An 18492-nucleotide genomic window follows, 5' to 3' on the forward strand; every position below is an offset into this window, starting at 1 on the left:
CTCACCGCGTAAGCGGCATCAGACGACAAGCCATCGCAGTGCGCCGACGACGATGCAGAACGACACCGCCACGAGCCACCCACGACGCGTGGCCGCCTCCATCGCAACCACGAAGGTCGCCAGCATCCAGACCGTGATCCCAATCCCAAGTGCCGGCGGGTAGCCGATGATCGGCACGAGGAGATAGCCCACGCGAGGCACGTGGGCGGCTGCCAAAGGCCGAACGACCTCGCCGTAGCTCCGCGGCTCGCGAAGCACGAGCCGGCACAGCCCCCATACGAGGGCTGATTCGATCGCCAAAATCCCGAGACTCAGCAGAATGCCGATCACGAGCGCCACCGGAAGAACGAGGCCCTCATCGGGCCCGATCACCGGTGCGCTGGCCGCACCAGCCAAGACCGCCACAGCGACGCACAGCTTGGTCGCGTCCCTGCTCCGGGACACCGCGCGATAGGTGTTCGGGTTCAGACGCAGTGCCCCTCCGATGAGTTCGAAGAGAGCGCCCGGCCCGACGTAGTTGTCCATCCCGTACCTGTATCGCGGGCGGTGAGCCGGGTAGCAACGCCAAATGGAAATCGGGGCGTTGCAGAATCAGCGGGCGGGGCGACCGTGGCCGCCCCGCCCGTTGGAAGTACCGGTGTTCAGCTCTGCGGAACCAACTCGACGCGCCGGTTCTGCGCGCGACCTTCGTCGGTCTCGTTGGTCGCCACCGGATCGGCCTTGCCGAAGCCCCGTGTGGTGAGGCGACTCGCTGCGACGCCCTGGCTGACCAGGTAGTCCTTCACAGTCGCCGCACGGCGGTCCGATAGGCCGATGTTGTACTCGGCGCTACCCACACCATCGGTGTAGCCCTGAACCTCGACCTGAAGGTTCGAGTCCTCGTTCAGGATCTTCGCGGCCGCGGCCAGAATGGGCTCGCCTTCGGGGCGCAGGCTCGCCTTGTCGAAGTCGAAGTGCACTCCCCGAAGAACGAGCTTGGTCTTCGTCGGCGGCGGCGCGGGAGGAGGAGGAGGAGGCTCTTCATCGAAGAGCACATGGCCGATCAAGGCACCGAGAATCGCACCGGTTGCGATGCCGATTCCGATTCCTGCGGCGCGGTCCGTGTCCTGCGCCGTGAAAGGCGGATTAACGTTGTTTACGATCGCGCCCCCGGCCGTGCCGAGAGCTGCCGCACCAACGATCGCGCCACCGATGGCGCCTTGTCCCCATTGCTTTTGGGGAGCACAAGCCATTGTGAACATGGCCAGGACGATCCCTGCGATCACCCTCCGATTCATCACACACCCTCCTCAGTTCCACGCGCATCCCCGTCCAGCAAAGGACCAGGGATCACGGACGCCACCCAAATCTAGTTCGGCGGCCCCCAGAGGGCCCCGAAAGTCCGGGGATTATACCGCTTTCCAGGACGGAATCAAAGAAACACGCGCTCATAGAGGCCGAGCCGCGCCCCGATGGACTTCAGCCGGCCTCCGGCGCGTCCCCCGTCTCGGCCGAAGCCTCAGCCCTTGGATCCACGTCTTGCTCCTCAGCCTCCTCCGGAGTGGCCGGTTCCTCGGCCTTCGCCGTCTTCTTCGGGGCCCCGAGGGACATGATGTAGTCGCGCATCGCGACGACCTGCTTGTCCTCGTCGCCATCGAACACGTCGGGCGGGCCTCCAGGGTAGAAGGCCGGCATCTTCGTGCCTGGCATCAGTGCCTGCGGATCCTTGATCCAAGAAAGAATCCAGTCCGGATTGAGCCGCTCGTGGGCGTACGCCAGGTTCGGCGCCCACTGCTCCATCGGTCCGGCCGGAGTCTCGTCGCCGCGGACGTGACACGCCCAGCAAGCGAAATACTCATCCGACATCAAAGCCTCGCCGGTCTTCAGCATCTCGGGCGTCGAGTCGACTGCCGGATCCCAGAAGAAGTACGGATCCCGAAGCTCGGCCATCGCAGCGAAGTAATCCACGATCGAAGTGGTCTCGTGTTGGCTCAGCCCAAACGTCGGCATACGGATATCAAGCCAGAAGCGCAGCGGCTGGCGCGACGGGTCCTGAAGGAATCCGTAGAGCCACTCCGGCTGAACCTTCCCACCCTCACCGTTCAAGATCGGCGGAGCCTCGGTCGGATTGTCTTCGTAGAGACGGCGGACATAGCCACCCCGGTCGTCGATCACGTGGCAACCGGTGCAATTGTAGCGTTGAAGAACTCGCCGGCCCGCCTGGATCTTCTTCTCAGCCCCGTCATACTCGGCCGTGCGGTATCCAAGTGGTGGCAGAGCGCCGGTGCGACTCGCGAGCCATGTACGGAGGTTAAGGATGTCCGGGTCGGACAGCCTGAAGTTCGGCATCAGCTGTTCGACGTGCTCGGTTTCGTAGATCCGCGGATTCTTCAACTTGTTGAAGGTCCAGGCATTCCAGGTCCGTGGGATTTCTGGATTGATGCCGAAGAACAGCTCCTCGAGCGGTTTCACGGCGAACCTCGAGAGTTCGACCCCGATCCTGGACTCTTTGTCCATACCGTTGATCGCGTGACACCCGTAGCAGCCGTACTTCCGTACGACGGCCTCGCCCTCGGCGACCAGCTCTTCGTTTGCGAGGGTCGACTCCGTGACGACCGGCTCGGGCTTCTCGACTCCCGCGGAGAGACTCATGAGATAAGCCGTGATGTCCCGGGCCTCGCCTTGTGTGAGGCGCAGGTTCGGCATCCGCGATTCGGGATTGTAGCCCTTCGGATCCTTGATCCACCAGTAGATGAAGCGTGCCGTAGTCTTCTCACCAACGTTGGTGAGGTTCGGTGCGTAGTCCTTGCCTGTGCCGACCGGCGTCGCAACTTCGTCCGCCGCGAGCGCGTGACATGCGCGGCAACCGACCTTGCCGAAGAGCTCCTCGCCTTTTGCAACCTGTGCGGCATCCTCCGGGCGAATCCCGCCAGGGTCGGGGTGCGCGGCGAGCCACTCTTCTCCGTCCGCCTTACTAGACGACCAGATATACGCGGCGACGGCCTTCGACTGTTGCTCGGAGAACTCGAAGTGCGGCATCTTCGTGCGCGGCCTAAACGCGTACGGGTCAAGAATCCAATCGAACATCCACTGCGGATCGACCTTGGCCGAAACACGCCGGAGGCTCGGGCCGACGCGCGGCAGGTCGCCGTAGCCCTGAACCAGATGGCAGCCGTGGCAGCCGAGCTGCTCGAAGAGGTACTCGCCTTCGGCGAGATTCTGCGCACTCGGGAGTCGCTCGACATCGCGGTGGCAATTGAGGCAGCGTGCCTGCATCTGCTCTCCTCGAAGGAGCGGCTGCAACCAGAACCTCACTTCGCCGTGCGCCTGATCGATGGAGTTCAAGGCAGCGCCCTGGCCGCCGTGACATGCCGTGCAACCGAATTTCTCCGGTGGATGCGCTCTCATCAGCGGATCTTGATCGGGATGCGTCGTCCAGGGCTGCGGCGCGTCTTCGAAGCCTGCCTTGTTGATGCCCATGTGGCACGACGTGCAGCGATCCACGCGGTCGACCGGCTGCTCGAAATTGTTCACGTCGAAGTCGGGCAGGACGATCTGCTTGATCGTCGCGATCGGGGCCATCTCGATGTTGGCCACGACCGACTTCATGTTCGACAGGCGGATTTCGACGGCGGCGCGATCGGTCTCGTGAGTCGCCATCTCCCGCTGAACGGCCTTGACCGGCGCGTGGATCTCGTCGAGCTCCGCCTGAATGCGGGCAACCACCGCCTGGGTCTCTTGCCAGGCCTTCTCGTCGACGGCCCGCTGGGCGATCAGCTCGTCGCGATGTTTCTGCTTCAGACCGACGTTGCCGCCGTGCTCGATCGCGTGGTCGTATTGATACCAGGCAGCCTCGAGCTCGCTCTTCACGAAGCGAACCTGAAGGTCGGCGTCGCCCTCTGCGATCTTCGCGGCAACCATCCGCTTGTCCGCATCGGCGAGCTTCGCGGTGGTCTCAGGTGACTTCAGGCCAGCTTCGACCTCCGCCATCTTGGCGTGGAGAGCCTGGTACTCATCCTTATCGTCCAGCTTGGCCTGTTCGGCCTCGAGTTTCTCCCGCTCCATCTTCTCCGCAAGAGCGTGATAGCCGTGCTGGTACGACTTCCAGGGACGACGCAAAAATGAGTCGTCCAGAATCGTCCAGATAGCACCCACGACCAGCAGGGCCGCACAGAGTAGCCACAGACCTGAGTAGCTACGTTTTTCGTCGTCGAGATTGAGATCGCGTCTCGCCATGGATTCCCCCGCGGGCGGTCAAGCCGCCCCGCGGCCTTCGATCAAGCGCCCCACCAGGAACGCTCCAGATCCGACCATCAGCATCCGGAGCTCAAAACGGAGCCCCTCCGAATTCGTAAGGCCATACATCAAGCCAAAGCCCACGGTCGTAATGCCGATGAGCTGCAGCAATTTCGCCAGGTAGAACTTCACGTCGCCCTGTTCAGATATTGATCCACGGCGTTTTCATTATGTACTGGATCGACAGCAGGTGACGGAGCAGCATCTTGATGAGGACCGCCACCATGTTCAGGAACAGGAACGACGTGAGCATGAAGCGTGTCATGCCCCAGCGCTCCATGAACTCCCGTCCCTTGAGCCAAATGACCCACGCATACATCGCAACCGTACCGACCACGAAGAAGGCCAAGACGAGACTCCCGCCGAAGACCGCCGACCAGAAGTAGTCTCGGAAGCCGAGTAGATACGGCAGATCGATATTGACCAGTGCTTCAACCAGGTGTGGGTCCCACTTCTCCCAGGGCCAGAACCAGTTCCAGCCCGGTCCTCGCAGAAGCGTTCCGATGACGATCAGCGAGATCCACAGAACGTGGAACCCGAAGAAGAACGTCATCAGTTCCCATTTGCGGGGTTCGAAGCAGTAGTAGCCGTTCCCCTTGGGATTGATGTCGATGTACGGGATCACCATCAGACCCACGATGATCAGGCTCGGCAGCGTGACGCCGGCGTGCCAGGGGTCGAAGAACACCAGGATCTCCTGAAGGCCGAGGAAGTACCACGGTGCCTTCGAGGGATTCGGTGTACGTGATGGGTTGGCCGGCTCCTCGAGAGGAGCATCGACACCGAGCGACCAAACGATCATCAGCAGGAGCACCAGAACGGTGCACAGGAACTCCGCGCGGACGAGGTGCGGCCAGGTGTGAACCTTGTCGTCACCAGGCCCGAGAGCCTTCTTGATCGATACTTCGACCCGCTTGCCAGCGGGTTCAGCAGGCTTTGCCGTCGTCGCCATTATCAGAGGTCCTTGGGTGGCTTCGCGAGGACGTAGAGACCCCAGAGAATCACGCAGAACAGAACGGGCAGAACGAGAACTCTCACTTGATCTCCTCTGCTACAGCGCGGGCCCGGAGAAGCCGTCGCGTCGGATTCTCCAAAAGTGAACCGCGAGGAACAAACTCGTCACAAGCGGGATGAAGATGCAGTGCAAGATGTAGAACCTCATCAGCGTCGCAGGTCCGACCTCACCTCCTCCGAAGAGGAAGGCGCGTGCATCGTAGATCGGGTTCACCCCAAGGAGTTCTTTGAATGGACCATCGTGGCCCAACACCGGTGTTGCACGTCCCATGTTCGATCCGACGGTCACAGCCCAGATTGCGAGCTGGTCCCAGGGGAGCAGGTATCCCGTGAAGCTCAGAAGAAGCGTGAGCACGAGCAGGATCACGCCGACCACCCAGTTGAACTCACGAGGTGGCTTGTAGGAACCCGTGAGGAACACCCGGAACATGTGCAGCCAGACGGCGATGACCATCCCGTGCGCAGCCCAGCGATGCATGTTCCGCATCACCACGCCGAACGGCATGTCGAACTCGAGGTACTTCATGTCGGCGTACGCGTACTGCGTGACCGGACGGTAGTAGAACATCAGGTAGATGCCGGTCACGACCGTGATCAGGAACATCAGGAACGTGATGCCACCCATGCACCAAGTGAAGCGCATGCGCGTCGCGTGCCGTCGCACCTTCGAAGGATGCAGATGCAGCCAGACGTTGCCCGAGACCATCAAGATCCGGTTTCTGGGCGTGTCGTCGTAGCCGTGACGGAAGATCGACTTCCATACCGGCGAGTCCGTAATCTGCTGCTTTAAGTCTTCCCACCAATTCACGGGTCGTATCTCCCTGCGTACGCTGGATCCGGTGCGGCGGCGCTCAGGCCTTCAGGAACGAGCCAGGCTTGCCCCACTGGCCCTTCTCGAACAGGTACTTCGTCGCTTTGTCGATGACGATCTGACCGTCGTCGGCCAATGAGATCTTCACACGCTCGAGAGGACGCGGTGCGGGCCCCTCGAAGTTGATGCCGCTGCGATAGAACCCGCTGCCGTGGCAGGGGCACTTGAACTTCGCTTCGGCAGTGAGCCAACGCGGCGTGCAGCCGAGGTGGGTACACTTGGCCCAGAGCGCGTAGAAGCCATCCGGCTCACGCACGATCCAGACGCGATATTCCTTCTTCCACTTCTCGCTGACCTCACCCACCGCGTAGTCGGTCGGCTTGCCCGCTTTGAAACTACTAGGCGGCAGAAAGAGAATCCGCGGAAAGGCGGATCGCACTGCTGCAAGGAGCGTCGTGACGGAGAACACCCCGAAGAGCATCCACCCCACGCGACCGAGAAGGTCGCGACGGGACCAGAGCCCCCCGAGTGCCGCCTTCTCGCGCTGACGCTTCGCGCGCTCGAGCCTCTGCTCTTCGCGACGGCGCTGCTCGGTCTGTGCCTGGTCAGCTACTGCTTCGCCCGTTGCCATTGATCATCCATTCATCGACGCCGCTGGTACCTCGATCCAAGCCGAGCGGCCTGCGGCCGGTCTGTTCTCTTCTTCACACCGAAGAGTAGTGGCTCGAGCCCCTGCCCCACCAATGAAAACACTGAAATGGGGCCATTAGCAGTCCTGCTACAACAGGGCCCGACACACGCACCTTCGGTTAACCTGATCCCAAATTGCTTAATCTTTCCGTGACCAGATCGCTAGTCCGTGGAGCCCGGGGGGGCCTCACCCTCCTCTGGCGCGGCCTTGGGCCGCCTGCGGGTGATCGCCATGGCCACCCCGACGACGCACATGAAGGCCCCAATGGCCGTAATCGCGAGGCCGACGAGGCCGAAAAGTGGCATCAGCAGCACCCCCAGCACCAGGAATGGGATCCCCAGACCAAAGGGATTCAGGGGTCCGGGGCTGCTCCCGTGGGGCCGAGGCTCCTGGGAGGCGATGACCTCGGTGTCCACTTCGTCCTTGAGGACGTCGATCGCGAAGTCCCGCGCCTCTGTGCGGCCGGGGGACTTGCTGTCGTTAATCGCCTCGGCAAGCTCCTTGGCCAGCTCCGCGATCCGCTCCTCGTGCTTCTTCTGCTCGTTGTTTTCGATCGATCGCGGCTAGTCCAACCCCACCCCGATGTCAACGCGGCCGCCGCCCCGCAACTCCGCCAGTGCCCTCTTACGAGACGCGGGCTGATGTGCACGAGCGGGGCGCGACGAGCCTGACGATTAGAGAAATCCCCGAGATTAAAGAAAGTCCCTACTTCGGAGCCCAAACCGTCTACCCTCCCGCTCTCAGAAAGATTGCTGCCTGAGACATGCGCCATGGCGGGGAGTCCCCCTGCCTCGGAAAGCCGTTCAGGCAGACAGCCGAGAAGCCTCTCCAGCCACCCGAGCGAGCTTCTGCTCGCCCTGCAGCGTCGTTTCGCGGGCAACGACCAGTGCCGCGCCAATTCGGTTCGCGATGTCCGGCAGGTCGTCGAAGTTCGGCCCGCGCCGAAGCCAGACGTCCTTCTCTCCTCGACGCGTCTCCTTCTCGAGACAGCCGATCTCGACGAGCCGTGAGATCGCATTCCCGAACGTCTGGTCGGTTGCGGCTTCGGGCTTCACGACCTCCCCGAGCAGCATCGCTGCATCGAAGTAGCGACGTAGCCGTTGAAGGAACTTCGCACGCGACACCGGCTCTTCACCGATCTGCGCAGCCGTACGCGCGGTGATCCAGTACCCTTCGCGGAAGTTCTCGAGGATCCCGACGAGCGCGTGGACGAGCGGAACATGCGCGCTGGCGCCATCGACACCCGCACCGTACGCCCGAAGATAGTCGACGAGTCGGCCCGCCTCCGCGGCAACTTCTTCACGCTCGGGGAGCGGGAACTCCCACCGGAAGAGATCGAGCCACCACCAGACCTCTTCGCTCAGATCGCGTCGCGGAACGCCGCGCAACATCGCGTGCGCGACGAGCGACGGCAGCAGGAAGAAGTGGATGCTGTTGTTCTTGTAGAAGTCGAGAACCTTACGCTTGCCGGGAGGGACACGGAGTTCCCGCACGCCCTCTTCGAGCAGCTTCGCCGACGTGAGGAAGCTCGTAATCTCAGCGAAGCTTCCCGAGGCGAGATTGCGCTCGAGGGACGACGTGAACGTCACGCCCTTCCAGCGCAGCAACTCCGCGAGCATCTGAGAGAATCGAGCGAACTCTTCGTGACCACGCGCGCCGCGCGGTGACGAGAGCAGGACGGTGGAGCTGAGAGACGTTGCGCCGACGACCGCAACGTCGTTCACGTCGCGCAGAATCTGGAAGCCGAGCTTCTGAACGAAGCGACGCTGCTCCTCCTCGACCTCGGGATCCCCCTCGCCTTCGGCGAAGCGCTGCATCCGGTCGCCGAGCAGAGCCTTCATCGAGCGCGGCTCGGCAAACGTGACGTACACCGTGCCGTTCCGCTGCGTCAGGACGCTCCGGGCACGGAGAAGCGCTCCGAAGTTCTCCTTTTGCTTCGCTTCTCCCGAGAGCTCTGCATCGTACGCGCTCTCCTCGGCGATCCGGCCGTAATGGATCGAGATGGGGACGAGGTACAGGTCGCGACGCCCGCCCTGCAGAAACGCCCGCACCACCCCTCCAAGCATGCCGAGTTTCGGGGTGAGGATCTTCCCCGTCCGACTCCGGCCGCCTTCGATGAAGAACTCCATCGTATAACCGAAGCGAATGAGCGTGCTGAGGTAGCGATGGAAGACGAGTTTATAGAGCGCGTTGTCCTCGAAGGTCCGCTTCATGAAGAACGCACCCGACCCTCGCAGAAGTGGCCCCATCGGCCAGAACTTCAGATTGATGCCTGCCGCGATGTGCGGCGGAGAAAGGAAGTTCTGGCGGAAGATGTACGAGAGCACCATGTAGTCGAAGTGGCTTCGGTGACACGGCACCAGAACGACCGGGTGTTGCTTCACGCAGTCCGCGACGCGACCGATTCCCCGGATCTCGACGCCGCTGAAGGCGCGCTTCCAGATCTGGTAGAACAAGCCCTCGCTGATCCCGAAGGCCAAGCCACTGAAGTTCGCGGCCATCTCCCAGAAGTAACCGCGCGCTTCCCGCCACGCCTTCCTCTCCGAGATTCCCTTCTCGGCGGCGATCCGCGTGACGGCCGCGCTCACCTCCGGTCCTTCGAAGACCCGCTCTGAGATCGACTCGCGCGGAACGATGAGGGGTCCCCACACCGCGCGCTCCTCGTGGGCAAGCTCGCGCTGCAGCCAGTGGGTGAGGCGGCGCGCGATACGGGCCTGCCCCATCGGGCGATTTGCCGAGACGAATTCCTCGAGATCGACGACGCGCCCGACCCGAAGAATTAGATCTTCACGATTGAACGCGTACGTGACGATCTTCTTCAGGTCGTTCGGCGCGTCGTGGACACTGTAGGCGAGAGTTGAGATCCGGCTGGCCTGGCGCCGGATGACGCGTCCGCGGAACAACGAGACCGGCACCAGATGCACCGAGCGATCCAGGCGACGCGACCGCGCGACGATCTCCGCCAGCAGGTCTGCCCCGGGGCGAGCCGCGGCGAGCCGTTCACGCGCATCACCGAGGAGCCGCGGCCGCCGCGCACGCAGAAAGATCAGGATCGGCTGACCCTGTTCGACCAGCTCGCCGGCGGCGTCGCGGTCCGGGGCGGCGTGACGTTTCGCGGGACGGAAGCGGCCGAAAACGCGCCGAAGTGCGTCCCGGAACGGAGCGAACCAGCCCGCGCTGACGCCGTTGGCGAACCGCGCCAGGGGGAGGCCTTCCCGCAGCATCAGCCAGTTGATCAACAGATAGTCGAGTAACGAGCGCTGGCGTAGAACGTAGACGACTGTCCCGGTCTGAGCGAGCTCGCGGAGGTTCTCGACCTCTTTGCGGTCGAGGTGGACACTCGCGGTGAGCCAGCGCGACAGCCGGCCCGGCAGCCAGCCCAGGCGCTCGACCATGGCCGACGGCTGCGCGTTCACGAGAGCTGCTCCTCGGCGTCATCCAGGCGATCGAAGAAATCCGACACGTGGTGATCATCTTGGTAGTGGTGCGGTGCGAGTCGCAACCCTCCGAGACGCACTTTGCACACGACACCCCGCGCCCAGAGCTCCTGGCGCAGGCGTTCGGGCTTGGCCTTGGGCTCGAACGTGACGATTCCCGACGGCGCGGGCGTCCCCGCGCCACCTCGGGCTCCGAGGAGACGGCGATCCCGAAGGCGCAGTCCCTCGGCCAGCCCGCTCGCCAACCCGCCGATTCGGGCCTCGATCTCCGGCAGGGTTGCCTCGAGCGCGAGGTCCACTGCCGCTCCGAGGCCGTGGAGGGCCATCAGGTTGAGGCTTCCTGCTTCGAGCTTGGCCGCGTCGGTTCGCACTTGGAATTGGTACGGATAGTGACGGCTGCTCTCTACGACGCTCTTCCAGCCGAGTTCGACGGGGCGAAGTCGATCGAGCAACCGATCGGAGAGGGCCATGAAGCCGGCTCCTTCCGGAGCACAGATCCACTTGTGCCCGTCCGCCGCTACGCAGTCCAGCCCCTCCCCGGAGAGGTCCACGGATACGGCGCCGAGCGCCTGAATGGCATCGACGACGAGGAGCACATCGCGACTCCGGCAGAGTTCGCCAAGCGCGGCGAGAGGCCGGCGGTCGCCGGTCCCGTAGGCCACCGCCGAGATCGCGAGCATCCGGACCCGCGCGTCGAGGGCCGCCACGACCTCGTCCAGGTCGCCCACGACAGCCGAGGCCGGGAGCATCCGGGTCTCGACCCCAATCCGCTGCAGATCCCACCAGGGGTACATGTTCGACGGGAACTCCTCGTCGACGGTCAGGATCACGTCACCCGGCTTCCAATCGAGGCCCGCCGCGACGAAGGACAGGGCCTCGGACGTATTCTTCACAAAGGCGACCTGCCGCGACTCGGCACCGGACAACCTCGCGCACGCCGCCCGCACCTCCTCGGCTCGAAGTTCCCAGTACGGATACCGGACGGCGAGGTTCTCGACCGATTCTCGCGTGAAGGCGTCGATCGCTTCGGCCACCCGCGTGGAGATCGGTGCGACCCCTGCGTGATCAAAGTGAATTCCGGTCTCCGCGCTGGGGAATACAGCGCGATACGGTGACTGAGCAATCATACCCGTTCCCATCGGCGCGCCTCGACGCACCCGGACAGCGAGCCTATCATGTCCCGGTGGCTTTCCCGGCGCAGAATGTGAGGTTCCTTCGGGTGACCGAGGAGGACCGCGGCGTACGCCTCGACGCCTTCGTCGGCGCGGCACTCGGCGTGGGCCGCCGGACGGCGGCCCGCCTGCCGTCCGAGGCCCGGGTGAACGGTCGGCGCGCGGTGAAGGGACGCCATCTACTCCCCGGCGACGAAGTCTCCCTGGCCGAGACTCCCGTCTCGGAACAAGGCGACGGCGCACCACCCGAGACGATCAGCGAGGACGGCGACCTGCTGATCCTCGCAAAGCCAGCGGGCCTCCCCACCGTAGCCATGGCCGGAAAGAGCGGCCCTTCGGTGGCGCAATGGCTCGAACGCCACCATCCCGAGTGTACGGGCCTCGGGCGAGCCGGAGAATCCGGGCTCGTCCACCGCCTCGACAACGGCACGTCCGGGTTGTTGTTGGCCGCGCGCACCGCATCCGCATACGCGGCGCTGCGGAGCCAATTCAGCGAGCACACGATCACCAAGACCTACCTGGCCATCGTGGACGGCGAGTTGGTCGACCCCGTGACGATCGACGCCGCGATCGGCCAGCATCGCAAGAGCCGCACCCGCGTCCGGGCGCTGTCGGAAGGCCCGCACCCCCGCTACGCGATCACGCCGGCAACGAGCGAGGTCCGCCCGCTGCGCGCTCTGGGTCGTGCAACTCTGGTGGAAGCCCGCACGAACACCGGAGCCCGGCATCAGATCCGGGCCCATCTGGCCCACGTGGGCCATCCCCTCGTGGGCGACGTTCGCTACGGCGGCACGCCAACCCCGGCGATCCCCGACTACATGCTCCATGCGTCCGAGGTCGCGTGGCGCGACGTCGTGACCGGTGCCCCGAGGACCGCGCAGCGCGAAGCCCCGGCGGTCTGGGAGGACGCGATGGCCTCGCTGTCGGGCGCGCACCCTGCTCCTCCATCCGACCGGGACTGACCCCCGATCGAGCGACGTCGTCAGGTCGCCCGCCCCTTGCCTTCCTTGCCGCTGCCCGAACACGGCACGCAGATGTTGCGCGTATTGTCGGGATCCTCGACCAGGCCCTCGTCGAGATTGTGACAAATCTGGTGGCACGTGACGCAGATGAAGTAGATTCCCTCGACTGTCTTGTCGATCCGCTCCCGGTTCAGGATCCGGCCGGCGAGCTTCGCCATGCGGATGCCGAGCAGATCCTTGTACTGTCGCTTGATCTTCAGGCGACCGGCTTCGTCCTTGGGGAGAAGCTCGTCTTCATCGGTTCCCGAGGAGCCGTCCGCACCGAGAATGCTGAAGCCCTTCTTGGCCTTCTTCCCGGCCTTCTTCTTCGTCGTACGAGGCATGGCGCGTCCCTTCTGATCGAATGCTGCGCAGCCGCGCTACTCCGCGACGGCTGTGGATGTTCGTCAATGGCCCCTGCGAAATCAAGACGCCTTTGCGGAAGACCGCCCCCGGCTGGAGGGCACAACGGCGCTTTGCTACCGCCGGAGGCGTGCAGGTCCTTCTGACCCCGCAGAGCCAACAGGTCGAGATCGAGCGCGCGAAGCGCTTCATGGTCCTCTTGGAACAGCTCTCGACCACCCCCGGCACCGCCCTCGTCATCCGCGGAGAACACGTCCTCACGGACAACGGACGCCTCTCTGCCACCGACGAGATCGAGCTCCGCTCGGTCGTCAGCGGCGGCTGAGGCCCCCCCGTGAAGTGCACCCGCTGCCTCAAGCCGGCCGAGGTGAAGCTCCGGGCCCACAATTCCGTCTTCTGCCCGAAGTGCTACCTCACGTTCTTCGAGCGACGTATCGTCCACACCGCCGAGAAAGAGTCGAGGTTCGATCGGAACGACCGGATTCTCGTCGCCGTGTCGGGCAGGAAGGACAGCCTCGCCCAGCAGGGTTTCCCGACAATCGGCTTCCATCTCGACCTCGGGATCGGCGGGGACTCGAGTCGCTCGCTCGAACGGTCCGACGAGTTCGCCCGGGAGCGCGGCCTGGAACTCCATGTCCACTCGCTCTCCGACGACGACCCCGCCGCGCTCAAGTACGGATGCAGGGTGCTTGCGACCGGACACAATCTCGATGACGAGGCCGCGCGTCTGTTCGGCAACATCCTGCGTTGGCAGACCCACAACTCTGGCGCGGCAACGCCCCGTGATCCAGCCGACGCACGAGAAGTTCGTGCGCAAGGTGAAGCCGCTCTATCTGACGAGCGAGCACGAGACGGCATCTTTCGCGTTCCTTCGAGGCATCGAGTACGTCGTCGAAGAATGTCCGAACGCGGCCGGAGCCACCCAGCTCACATACAAGGGACTCTTCGATCAGCTCGAAAGCGAATCACCCTGTGCGAAACTCGCATTCGTGAACGAGTTCGTCCTGCCCGGGTCCGCCGATTTTCAATCCAAGGAACGCGAGACCACGCCGAACACATGCCGCGGGTGCGGAATGCCCTCCTTCGGAGACCTCTGTTCCTTCTGCTCGTTGCGCGTCGAGATCACTCGCAAGCGCGACCGCCCCAAGCGAAGGAACCTAACGCATGAGTGACTCTACACAAGAAGCCGACGCCGAGACCGAGACCGAAGAGACCCCAGAGACGCACGCGCCCTTCGCCTCTCGCGAAACCGTGCTTCTGATCGACGAGAAGGGCCGCGAGTACCTCCGCAGCCTGCGCCCGGGACGGCGCTTCGACTTCTCCGGCGGGTTTCTCGATGCTGATGATCTCGTCGGCAAGCCGGACGGGACGGAAGCCAAGACGTCGGGCGGCAGTCGCGTTCTCGTCTTCCGCCCCACCTACTCGCGGCTCGTGCCGAACCTCCCGAGACAGGCGCAGGTCATCTACCCCAAAGACACGGGGTCGTTCCTCATCTACGGCGACATCTACCCCGGCGCTCGCGTCGTGGAGACCGGAGTCGGCCCGGGGGCACTCACCTTGGCGCTCCTTCGCGCGATCGGCCCCGAGGGGACCCTTGTCTCGATCGAGCGCCGGGAAGATCACATCAAGATGGCCCAGGAGACGGTCGCCAAGTTCCACGGCGACGCTCCGAACTGGCGCTGTGTTCTCGCCGAGGCCGCCGACGGTCTGCGCGAGGAGAAGGCGGACCGGGTGATCCTCGACCTTCCCGAACCCGTCCCGGCGCTCGCGGCGGCCGCCGACGCCCTGCGGCCCGGTGGTGTCCTGTGCTCCTGGGTCCCGACGACGAACCAGCTCGGCGAACTGGGAAGCGGCCTGCGCGCCGAGAAGCGGTTCGCCGCATCTCAGACCTTCGAGTTGATGCAGCGCTTCTGGCACGTCGCCGAGCGGTCGGTCCGCCCCGACCACCGCATGGTGGCACACACGGGTTTCCTAACGACCGCCTGGCGACTCGCCGACACCTAGCTTGGCGCCGGCAACTCGGCCGACCCTCCGCCGAAACGCGGGCCGATCTGCACAATCGGGGCACGGGAGCCGAGGCGCCCGCTGATGGGCACCAACGGGGCGCGCAGCCCGCAGAACGCCCAGGACCGCTCGCATTTGCTCGGAACGTCCTTAATACTGAGGCTCTGCGCAACTCGATGGGACGGTGAGATGAGCGATAAGGAAGAGCAAGGCCCCGAACTCGACGAAGAGAGCGACGAGCTCGACGACGCCACCGGCCGGTTTGCCGGTTTCGACGAGGATACGAGCAACGTCGATATCCCCAGCGAGCTGCCAATTCTGCCGCTTCGCGGGGTCGTCATCTTCCCGTCGGCGATCGTCCCCCTTCCGATCTCCCGAAAGCCCTCGCTCGAGCTGGTCGAGCACTGCCTGGCTGGGGACCGGCTACTGGGCCTGGTTTCCCAGAAAACGGCAGAGGAAGAGCGCCCGGACCCCAGCTCGCTGTTCACCCGGGGCACCGCCGGCCGGCTCCTCAAGATGCTCAAATACCCCGACAAGAGCGTCCGGATCCTCGTGCAGGGCCTCCGCCGGATCGAGGTCGACGAGTACCTGCGCACCGAGCCCTTCCATCGCGGCCGCGTTCGAACCCTGCAGGACGAGTACGAGTCCTCGAAGGACCTCGAGGCGATGCAGCGCCACCTGGTGAACCAGTTCGCCAAGTTCGTCTCGATGATCCCGTACCTGCCCGACGAGCTGCAGCTGGTCGTCATGAACATCAAAGATCCGGGCAAGGTCACCGACCTCATCGCCTCGAACCTCAACATCACTCTCGACGAGAAGCAGGACCTCCTGAACACACTCGATGTCCAGGCTCGCCTGCAGCGGCTCTCGGTGATCCTCAACCGCGAGATCGAGCTCCTCGAGCTCGGCTCGAAGATTCAGGGCCAGGTCCAGTCCGAGCTGTCCAAGAACCAGAAGGAGTTCTATCTCCGCCAGCAACTCCGGGCGATTCAGAAGGAGCTCGGTGAGGGCGACGGACGCAGCGCCGACATCGACGACCTTCGAGAGAAACTCGATTCGGCAGATCTTCCCGAGGAACCGCGCAAAGCGGCGGATACCGAACTCGAGCGCCTCAAGATGATCCCGCCCGAGTCGGCCGAGCACTCTGTCGTCCGGACCTACCTCGAGTGGCTCGCGAACCTCCCGTGGAACGCAGGTACTGACGACAACCTCGACCTCCCGCACGCCCGCTCGATTCTCGACGAGGACCACTTCGGTCTCGACAAGATCAAGGAACGCATTCTCGAGTACCTCGCCGTCCGCAAGCTACGCAGCGACCCGAAGAGTCCTATCCTGTGCTTCGTGGGCCCTCCGGGCGTCGGTAAGACATCCCTCGGGCGTTCGATCGCACGCGCCATGGGCCGGAAGTTCTCGCGCCTCTCGCTGGGCGGCGTTCGAGACGAAGCCGAGATCCGGGGACACCGCCGTACCTATGTCGGCTCTCTCCCCGGCCGCATCATCCAGAACATGAAGACGGCCGGCTCGAGCAACCCGCTGTTCGTCCTCGACGAAGTCGACAAACTCGGCGGCGACTTCCGCGGCGACCCAGCTTCGGCCCTGCTCGAAGTGCTCGACCCCGAACAGAACTTCACCTTCCAAGACCACTATCTGGACGTACCGTTCGATCTGTCACGGGTGATGTTCATCACCACCGCCAACCAACTCGAGCCGATTCCACCGCCCCTGCGCGACCGCATGGAGGTGATCGAGCTCTCCGGATACACCGAAGAAGAGAAGCTCGAGATCGCGCGTCGCCACCTCGTGCCGAAACAGATCGAAGAGAACGGCCTCACGACCGAGCACATCACGTTCGAGAACGCCGCGATCACCAAGATCGTGCAAGACTACACGCGTGAGGCCGGACTCCGGAACATCGAGCGCGAGATCGGGAACGTGTGCCGGAAGGTCGCCCGTGCGGTCACCGAGGGGCGCACCGAACTCACGAACGTCACGTCGGAGATGGTCCGTGAGTTGCTCGGCCCCGAGAGGTTCTTCGCCGAAGTGGCAGAGCGGACGGCGGAGCCCGGCGTCGTCACCGGGCTCGCGTACACGCCGAACGGCGGCGATATCCTCTTCATCGAAGCGACACGAATGCGTGGAAAAAAGGGACTCACCCTCACCGGGTCTCTGGGTGACGTCATGAAGGAATCGGCGCAGACCGCCCTGTCGCTCATCCGTTCACGGGCGGAAGCCCTCGGCATCGAACCGGACTTCTTCGAGAATTCCGACATTCACGTGCACGTTCCAGCCGGCGCGATTCCGAAAGACGGCCCGTCGGCCGGCGTCACGATCGCGACGTGCCTCGCGTCACTCCTGACAAACCGTCCCGTGCGGCCCGACGTCGCAATGACCGGAGAGATCACGCTGCGCGGTACGGTCATGCCGATCGGTGGCGTGAAGGAGAAAGTGCTCGCCGCGCGCCGCGCGGGCATCAAGACCGTGCTCCTACCGCACCGCAACGAGAAGGACATCGAAGACGTCCCCGCGGGCGTGCGTGCCGAGATGGAGTTTCGGTTCGTCGAGAAGCTCGAGGACGTTCTCGCGATCGCACTCGAGGACCCGAAGGCCGAAGACACAGCCTCGGGGCCGGCCGCCTAGCGCGCCAGCGCCACGATCTCTTCCGGCCGGCTCACGATGCGCGTGGCGCCGGCCGTACGGAGAGTCTCCGCGTCGCTGAATCCCCAACCGACGCCGCAGGAGTCCACGTCGGCGCTCAATGCCGTCGCGATGTCCACGATCGAGTCCCCGACCAGCACGACGTCCGACGGCGCGCAGGCTGCATGCGCCACGAGTTGGAGCAGCCCCTCCGGATCGGGCTTTCGAGTGGCGAGATCGTCACCCCCGATCACCGCGGAGAACGAGTCGGCGACGCCTAGCCCGGCGAGAATGTCGTCCGAGAAGCCCCGGGGCTTGTTCGTGAGGACCGCCATCTGCGCCCCTCGGGCCGTCAGCTCGCGGATCGCAGCTTCGACCCCGGGGTAGAACCGGGTCCGATCGAGGCAATGGTTGCGGTAGTAGCTCTGGAAGGAGGCCAGCACATCGTCGATGCGCTCCGCCGGAGATTCCGGAGCCAGGACCTCGACGCTCCGCGCCACGAGGAGGCGGGCACCATTGCCGCTGAAACCGACGATCGTCTCGGTCGGGAGTTCGCCCAAGCCGTTGTGGCCCAAGGCTGCGTTGACCGCCGCGGCGAGATCCCCGAACGAGTCGACCAGGGTGCCGTCGAGATCAAAGACGATCAGACGGTAGATGGGCTCAGACCGAGAAAGAGGTGCCGCAACCGCACGTGCGATCCGCGTTGGGATTCGTGAACTTGAAGCCGGCGCCGTGAAGGCCATCGGCGAAGTCGACGACGGTGCCCTCGAGGTACTGGAGATTCTCCCGATCGACGAACATCCGAACGCCGCCCTCGAACTCGGACACGAGGTCTTTCTCGGTGGGCGCGTCGTCGAAGCCGAGCGTGTACGACATGCCCGAGCATCCGCCATTGGCCACGCCAACGCGTAGTCCTGCTCCGTCCGGACGCCCTTCCTTTTTCAGAAGAGCCCGCACGCGTTCCACGGCCGCGGGAGACAGCCCCACACCGTCGGTATCGGTGACATCCGCCGCGGGCGCGGCGTCTTTCTCTGTCGCGTCGACCTGTTCGCTCATCGTACAAAAAAACTAGCCACGTCCTTACCTACAG

18 protein-coding genes are annotated in these 18492 nt (G+C 64.2%); 5 read left to right on the forward strand and 13 right to left on the reverse strand.

Going from position 1 to position 18492, the window contains the following annotated elements:
• Window positions 1–18: 18 nt before the first annotated feature.
• The 10 genes from P8R42_22090 to P8R42_22135 form a co-directional block, all read right to left on the reverse strand.
• Window positions 19–525, reverse strand: coding sequence for a hypothetical protein (locus P8R42_22090; protein MDG2307285.1), 507 nt, complete (start codon window positions 523–525; stop codon window positions 19–21).
• Between the two features lie 116 nt (window positions 526–641).
• Window positions 642–1277, reverse strand: a complete 636-nt coding sequence (locus P8R42_22095) for an OmpA family protein (protein ID MDG2307286.1) — start codon at window positions 1275–1277, stop codon at window positions 642–644.
• A gap of 181 nt (window positions 1278–1458) precedes the next feature.
• The gene (locus P8R42_22100) at window positions 1459–4215 is read right to left on the reverse strand and encodes a c-type cytochrome (protein MDG2307287.1); all 2757 of its coding nucleotides are present in this window, start codon (window positions 4213–4215) and stop codon (window positions 1459–1461) included.
• 18 nt (window positions 4216–4233) lie between these two features.
• Window positions 4234–4407, reverse strand: a complete 174-nt coding sequence (locus P8R42_22105; protein ID MDG2307288.1) for a hypothetical protein — start codon at window positions 4405–4407, stop codon at window positions 4234–4236.
• A gap of 10 nt (window positions 4408–4417) precedes the next feature.
• Entirely contained in the window at window positions 4418–5227 is an 810-nt protein-coding gene (locus tag P8R42_22110) for a cytochrome C (protein ID MDG2307289.1), read from the reverse strand.
• Between the two features lie 99 nt (window positions 5228–5326).
• Window positions 5327–6097 carry a cytochrome b N-terminal domain-containing protein gene (locus tag P8R42_22115; GenBank protein MDG2307290.1) on the reverse strand — a complete coding sequence of 257 codons (771 nt, stop codon included), beginning with the start codon at window positions 6095–6097 and terminating at the stop codon, window positions 5327–5329.
• Window positions 6098–6140: 43 nt separating this feature from the next.
• Window positions 6141–6581: a Rieske 2Fe-2S domain-containing protein gene (locus P8R42_22120; GenBank protein MDG2307291.1), complete on the reverse strand. Its 441-nt coding sequence runs from the start codon at window positions 6579–6581 to the stop codon at window positions 6141–6143.
• 371 nt (window positions 6582–6952) lie between these two features.
• The gene (locus tag P8R42_22125; GenBank protein MDG2307292.1) at window positions 6953–7207 is read right to left on the reverse strand and encodes a hypothetical protein; all 255 of its coding nucleotides are present in this window, start codon (window positions 7205–7207) and stop codon (window positions 6953–6955) included.
• Between the two features lie 387 nt (window positions 7208–7594).
• Window positions 7595–10207: a 1-acyl-sn-glycerol-3-phosphate acyltransferase gene (locus P8R42_22130; GenBank protein MDG2307293.1), complete on the reverse strand. Its 2613-nt coding sequence runs from the start codon at window positions 10205–10207 to the stop codon at window positions 7595–7597.
• Complete coding sequence (locus P8R42_22135; GenBank protein MDG2307294.1) at window positions 10204–11355, reverse strand: aminotransferase class V-fold PLP-dependent enzyme; 1152 nt, start codon at window positions 11353–11355, stop codon at window positions 10204–10206. The genes P8R42_22130 and P8R42_22135 overlap by 4 nt, the downstream gene beginning before the upstream one ends.
• Before the next feature lie 56 nt (window positions 11356–11411).
• Here P8R42_22135 and P8R42_22140 point away from each other — a divergent pair, with 56 nt between their 5' ends.
• Entirely contained in the window at window positions 11412–12362 is a 951-nt protein-coding gene (locus P8R42_22140; protein MDG2307295.1) for an RluA family pseudouridine synthase, read from the forward strand.
• A 20-nt stretch (window positions 12363–12382) separates the two neighbouring features.
• On the opposite strand, the gene P8R42_22145 is transcribed toward P8R42_22140, so the two are convergent.
• The gene (locus tag P8R42_22145) at window positions 12383–12745 is read right to left on the reverse strand and encodes a hypothetical protein (protein MDG2307296.1); all 363 of its coding nucleotides are present in this window, start codon (window positions 12743–12745) and stop codon (window positions 12383–12385) included.
• Between the two features lie 149 nt (window positions 12746–12894).
• On the opposite strand from P8R42_22145, the gene P8R42_22150 reads away from it, so the two are divergent.
• From P8R42_22150 to lon, 4 genes are all read left to right on the forward strand, one after another.
• Entirely contained in the window at window positions 12895–13089 is a 195-nt protein-coding gene (locus tag P8R42_22150) for a thiamine biosynthesis protein ThiS (GenBank protein ID MDG2307297.1), read from the forward strand.
• Between the two features lie 457 nt (window positions 13090–13546).
• A complete protein-coding gene (locus P8R42_22155) occupies window positions 13547–13936 on the forward strand; it encodes a hypothetical protein (protein MDG2307298.1) in 390 nt (129 codons plus the stop codon).
• Window positions 13929–14768, forward strand: a complete 840-nt coding sequence (locus P8R42_22160; protein MDG2307299.1) for an SAM-dependent methyltransferase — start codon at window positions 13929–13931, stop codon at window positions 14766–14768. The genes P8R42_22155 and P8R42_22160 overlap by 8 nt, the downstream gene beginning before the upstream one ends.
• Window positions 14769–14957: 189 nt before the next feature.
• Window positions 14958–17405 carry an endopeptidase La gene (gene lon / locus P8R42_22165; GenBank protein ID MDG2307300.1) on the forward strand — a complete coding sequence of 816 codons (2448 nt, stop codon included), beginning with the start codon at window positions 14958–14960 and terminating at the stop codon, window positions 17403–17405.
• On the opposite strand, the gene gph is transcribed toward lon, so the two are convergent.
• Together gph and P8R42_22175 are read right to left on the reverse strand one after the other, a co-directional pair.
• A complete protein-coding gene (gph, locus tag P8R42_22170; GenBank protein ID MDG2307301.1) occupies window positions 17402–18145 on the reverse strand; it encodes a phosphoglycolate phosphatase in 744 nt (247 codons plus the stop codon). The genes lon and gph overlap by 4 nt on opposite strands.
• A complete protein-coding gene (locus P8R42_22175; protein ID MDG2307302.1) occupies window positions 18063–18458 on the reverse strand; it encodes an iron-sulfur cluster assembly accessory protein in 396 nt (131 codons plus the stop codon). Before P8R42_22175 ends, gph begins: the two co-directional genes overlap by 83 nt.
• Window positions 18459–18492 lie beyond the last annotated feature (34 nt).

Source organism: Candidatus Binatia bacterium, from assembly GCA_029243485.1.
Lineage (GTDB): Bacteria > Desulfobacterota > Binatia > UBA12015 > UBA12015 > VGTG01.

What these genes read in the sequence shown, in the direction of transcription:
- P8R42_22110 (MDG2307289.1), bottom strand. Translation starts at nt 5,227, where the DNA reads ATGGCGACGACGGCAAAGCCTGCTGAACCCGCTGGCAAGCGGGTCGAA.
- P8R42_22145 (MDG2307296.1), bottom strand. Translation starts at nt 12,745, where the DNA reads ATGCCTCGTACGACGAAGAAGAAGGCCGGGAAGAAGGCCAAGAAGGGC.
- lon (MDG2307300.1), top strand. Translation starts at nt 14,958, where the DNA reads ATGAGCGATAAGGAAGAGCAAGGCCCCGAACTCGACGAAGAGAGCGAC.
- P8R42_22160 (MDG2307299.1), top strand. Translation starts at nt 13,929, where the DNA reads ATGAGTGACTCTACACAAGAAGCCGACGCCGAGACCGAGACCGAAGAG.
- P8R42_22135 (MDG2307294.1), bottom strand. Translation starts at nt 11,355, where the DNA reads ATGATTGCTCAGTCACCGTATCGCGCTGTATTCCCCAGCGCGGAGACC.
- P8R42_22095 (MDG2307286.1), bottom strand. Translation starts at nt 1,277, where the DNA reads ATGAATCGGAGGGTGATCGCAGGGATCGTCCTGGCCATGTTCACAATG.
- P8R42_22120 (MDG2307291.1), bottom strand. Translation starts at nt 6,581, where the DNA reads ATGCTCTTCGGGGTGTTCTCCGTCACGACGCTCCTTGCAGCAGTGCGA.
- P8R42_22100 (MDG2307287.1), bottom strand. Translation starts at nt 4,215, where the DNA reads ATGGCGAGACGCGATCTCAATCTCGACGACGAAAAACGTAGCTACTCA.
- P8R42_22175 (MDG2307302.1), bottom strand. Translation starts at nt 18,458, where the DNA reads ATGAGCGAACAGGTCGACGCGACAGAGAAAGACGCCGCGCCCGCGGCG.
- P8R42_22090 (MDG2307285.1), bottom strand. Translation starts at nt 525, where the DNA reads ATGGACAACTACGTCGGGCCGGGCGCTCTCTTCGAACTCATCGGAGGG.
- gph (MDG2307301.1), bottom strand. Translation starts at nt 18,145, where the DNA reads ATGGCCTTCACGGCGCCGGCTTCAAGTTCACGAATCCCAACGCGGATC.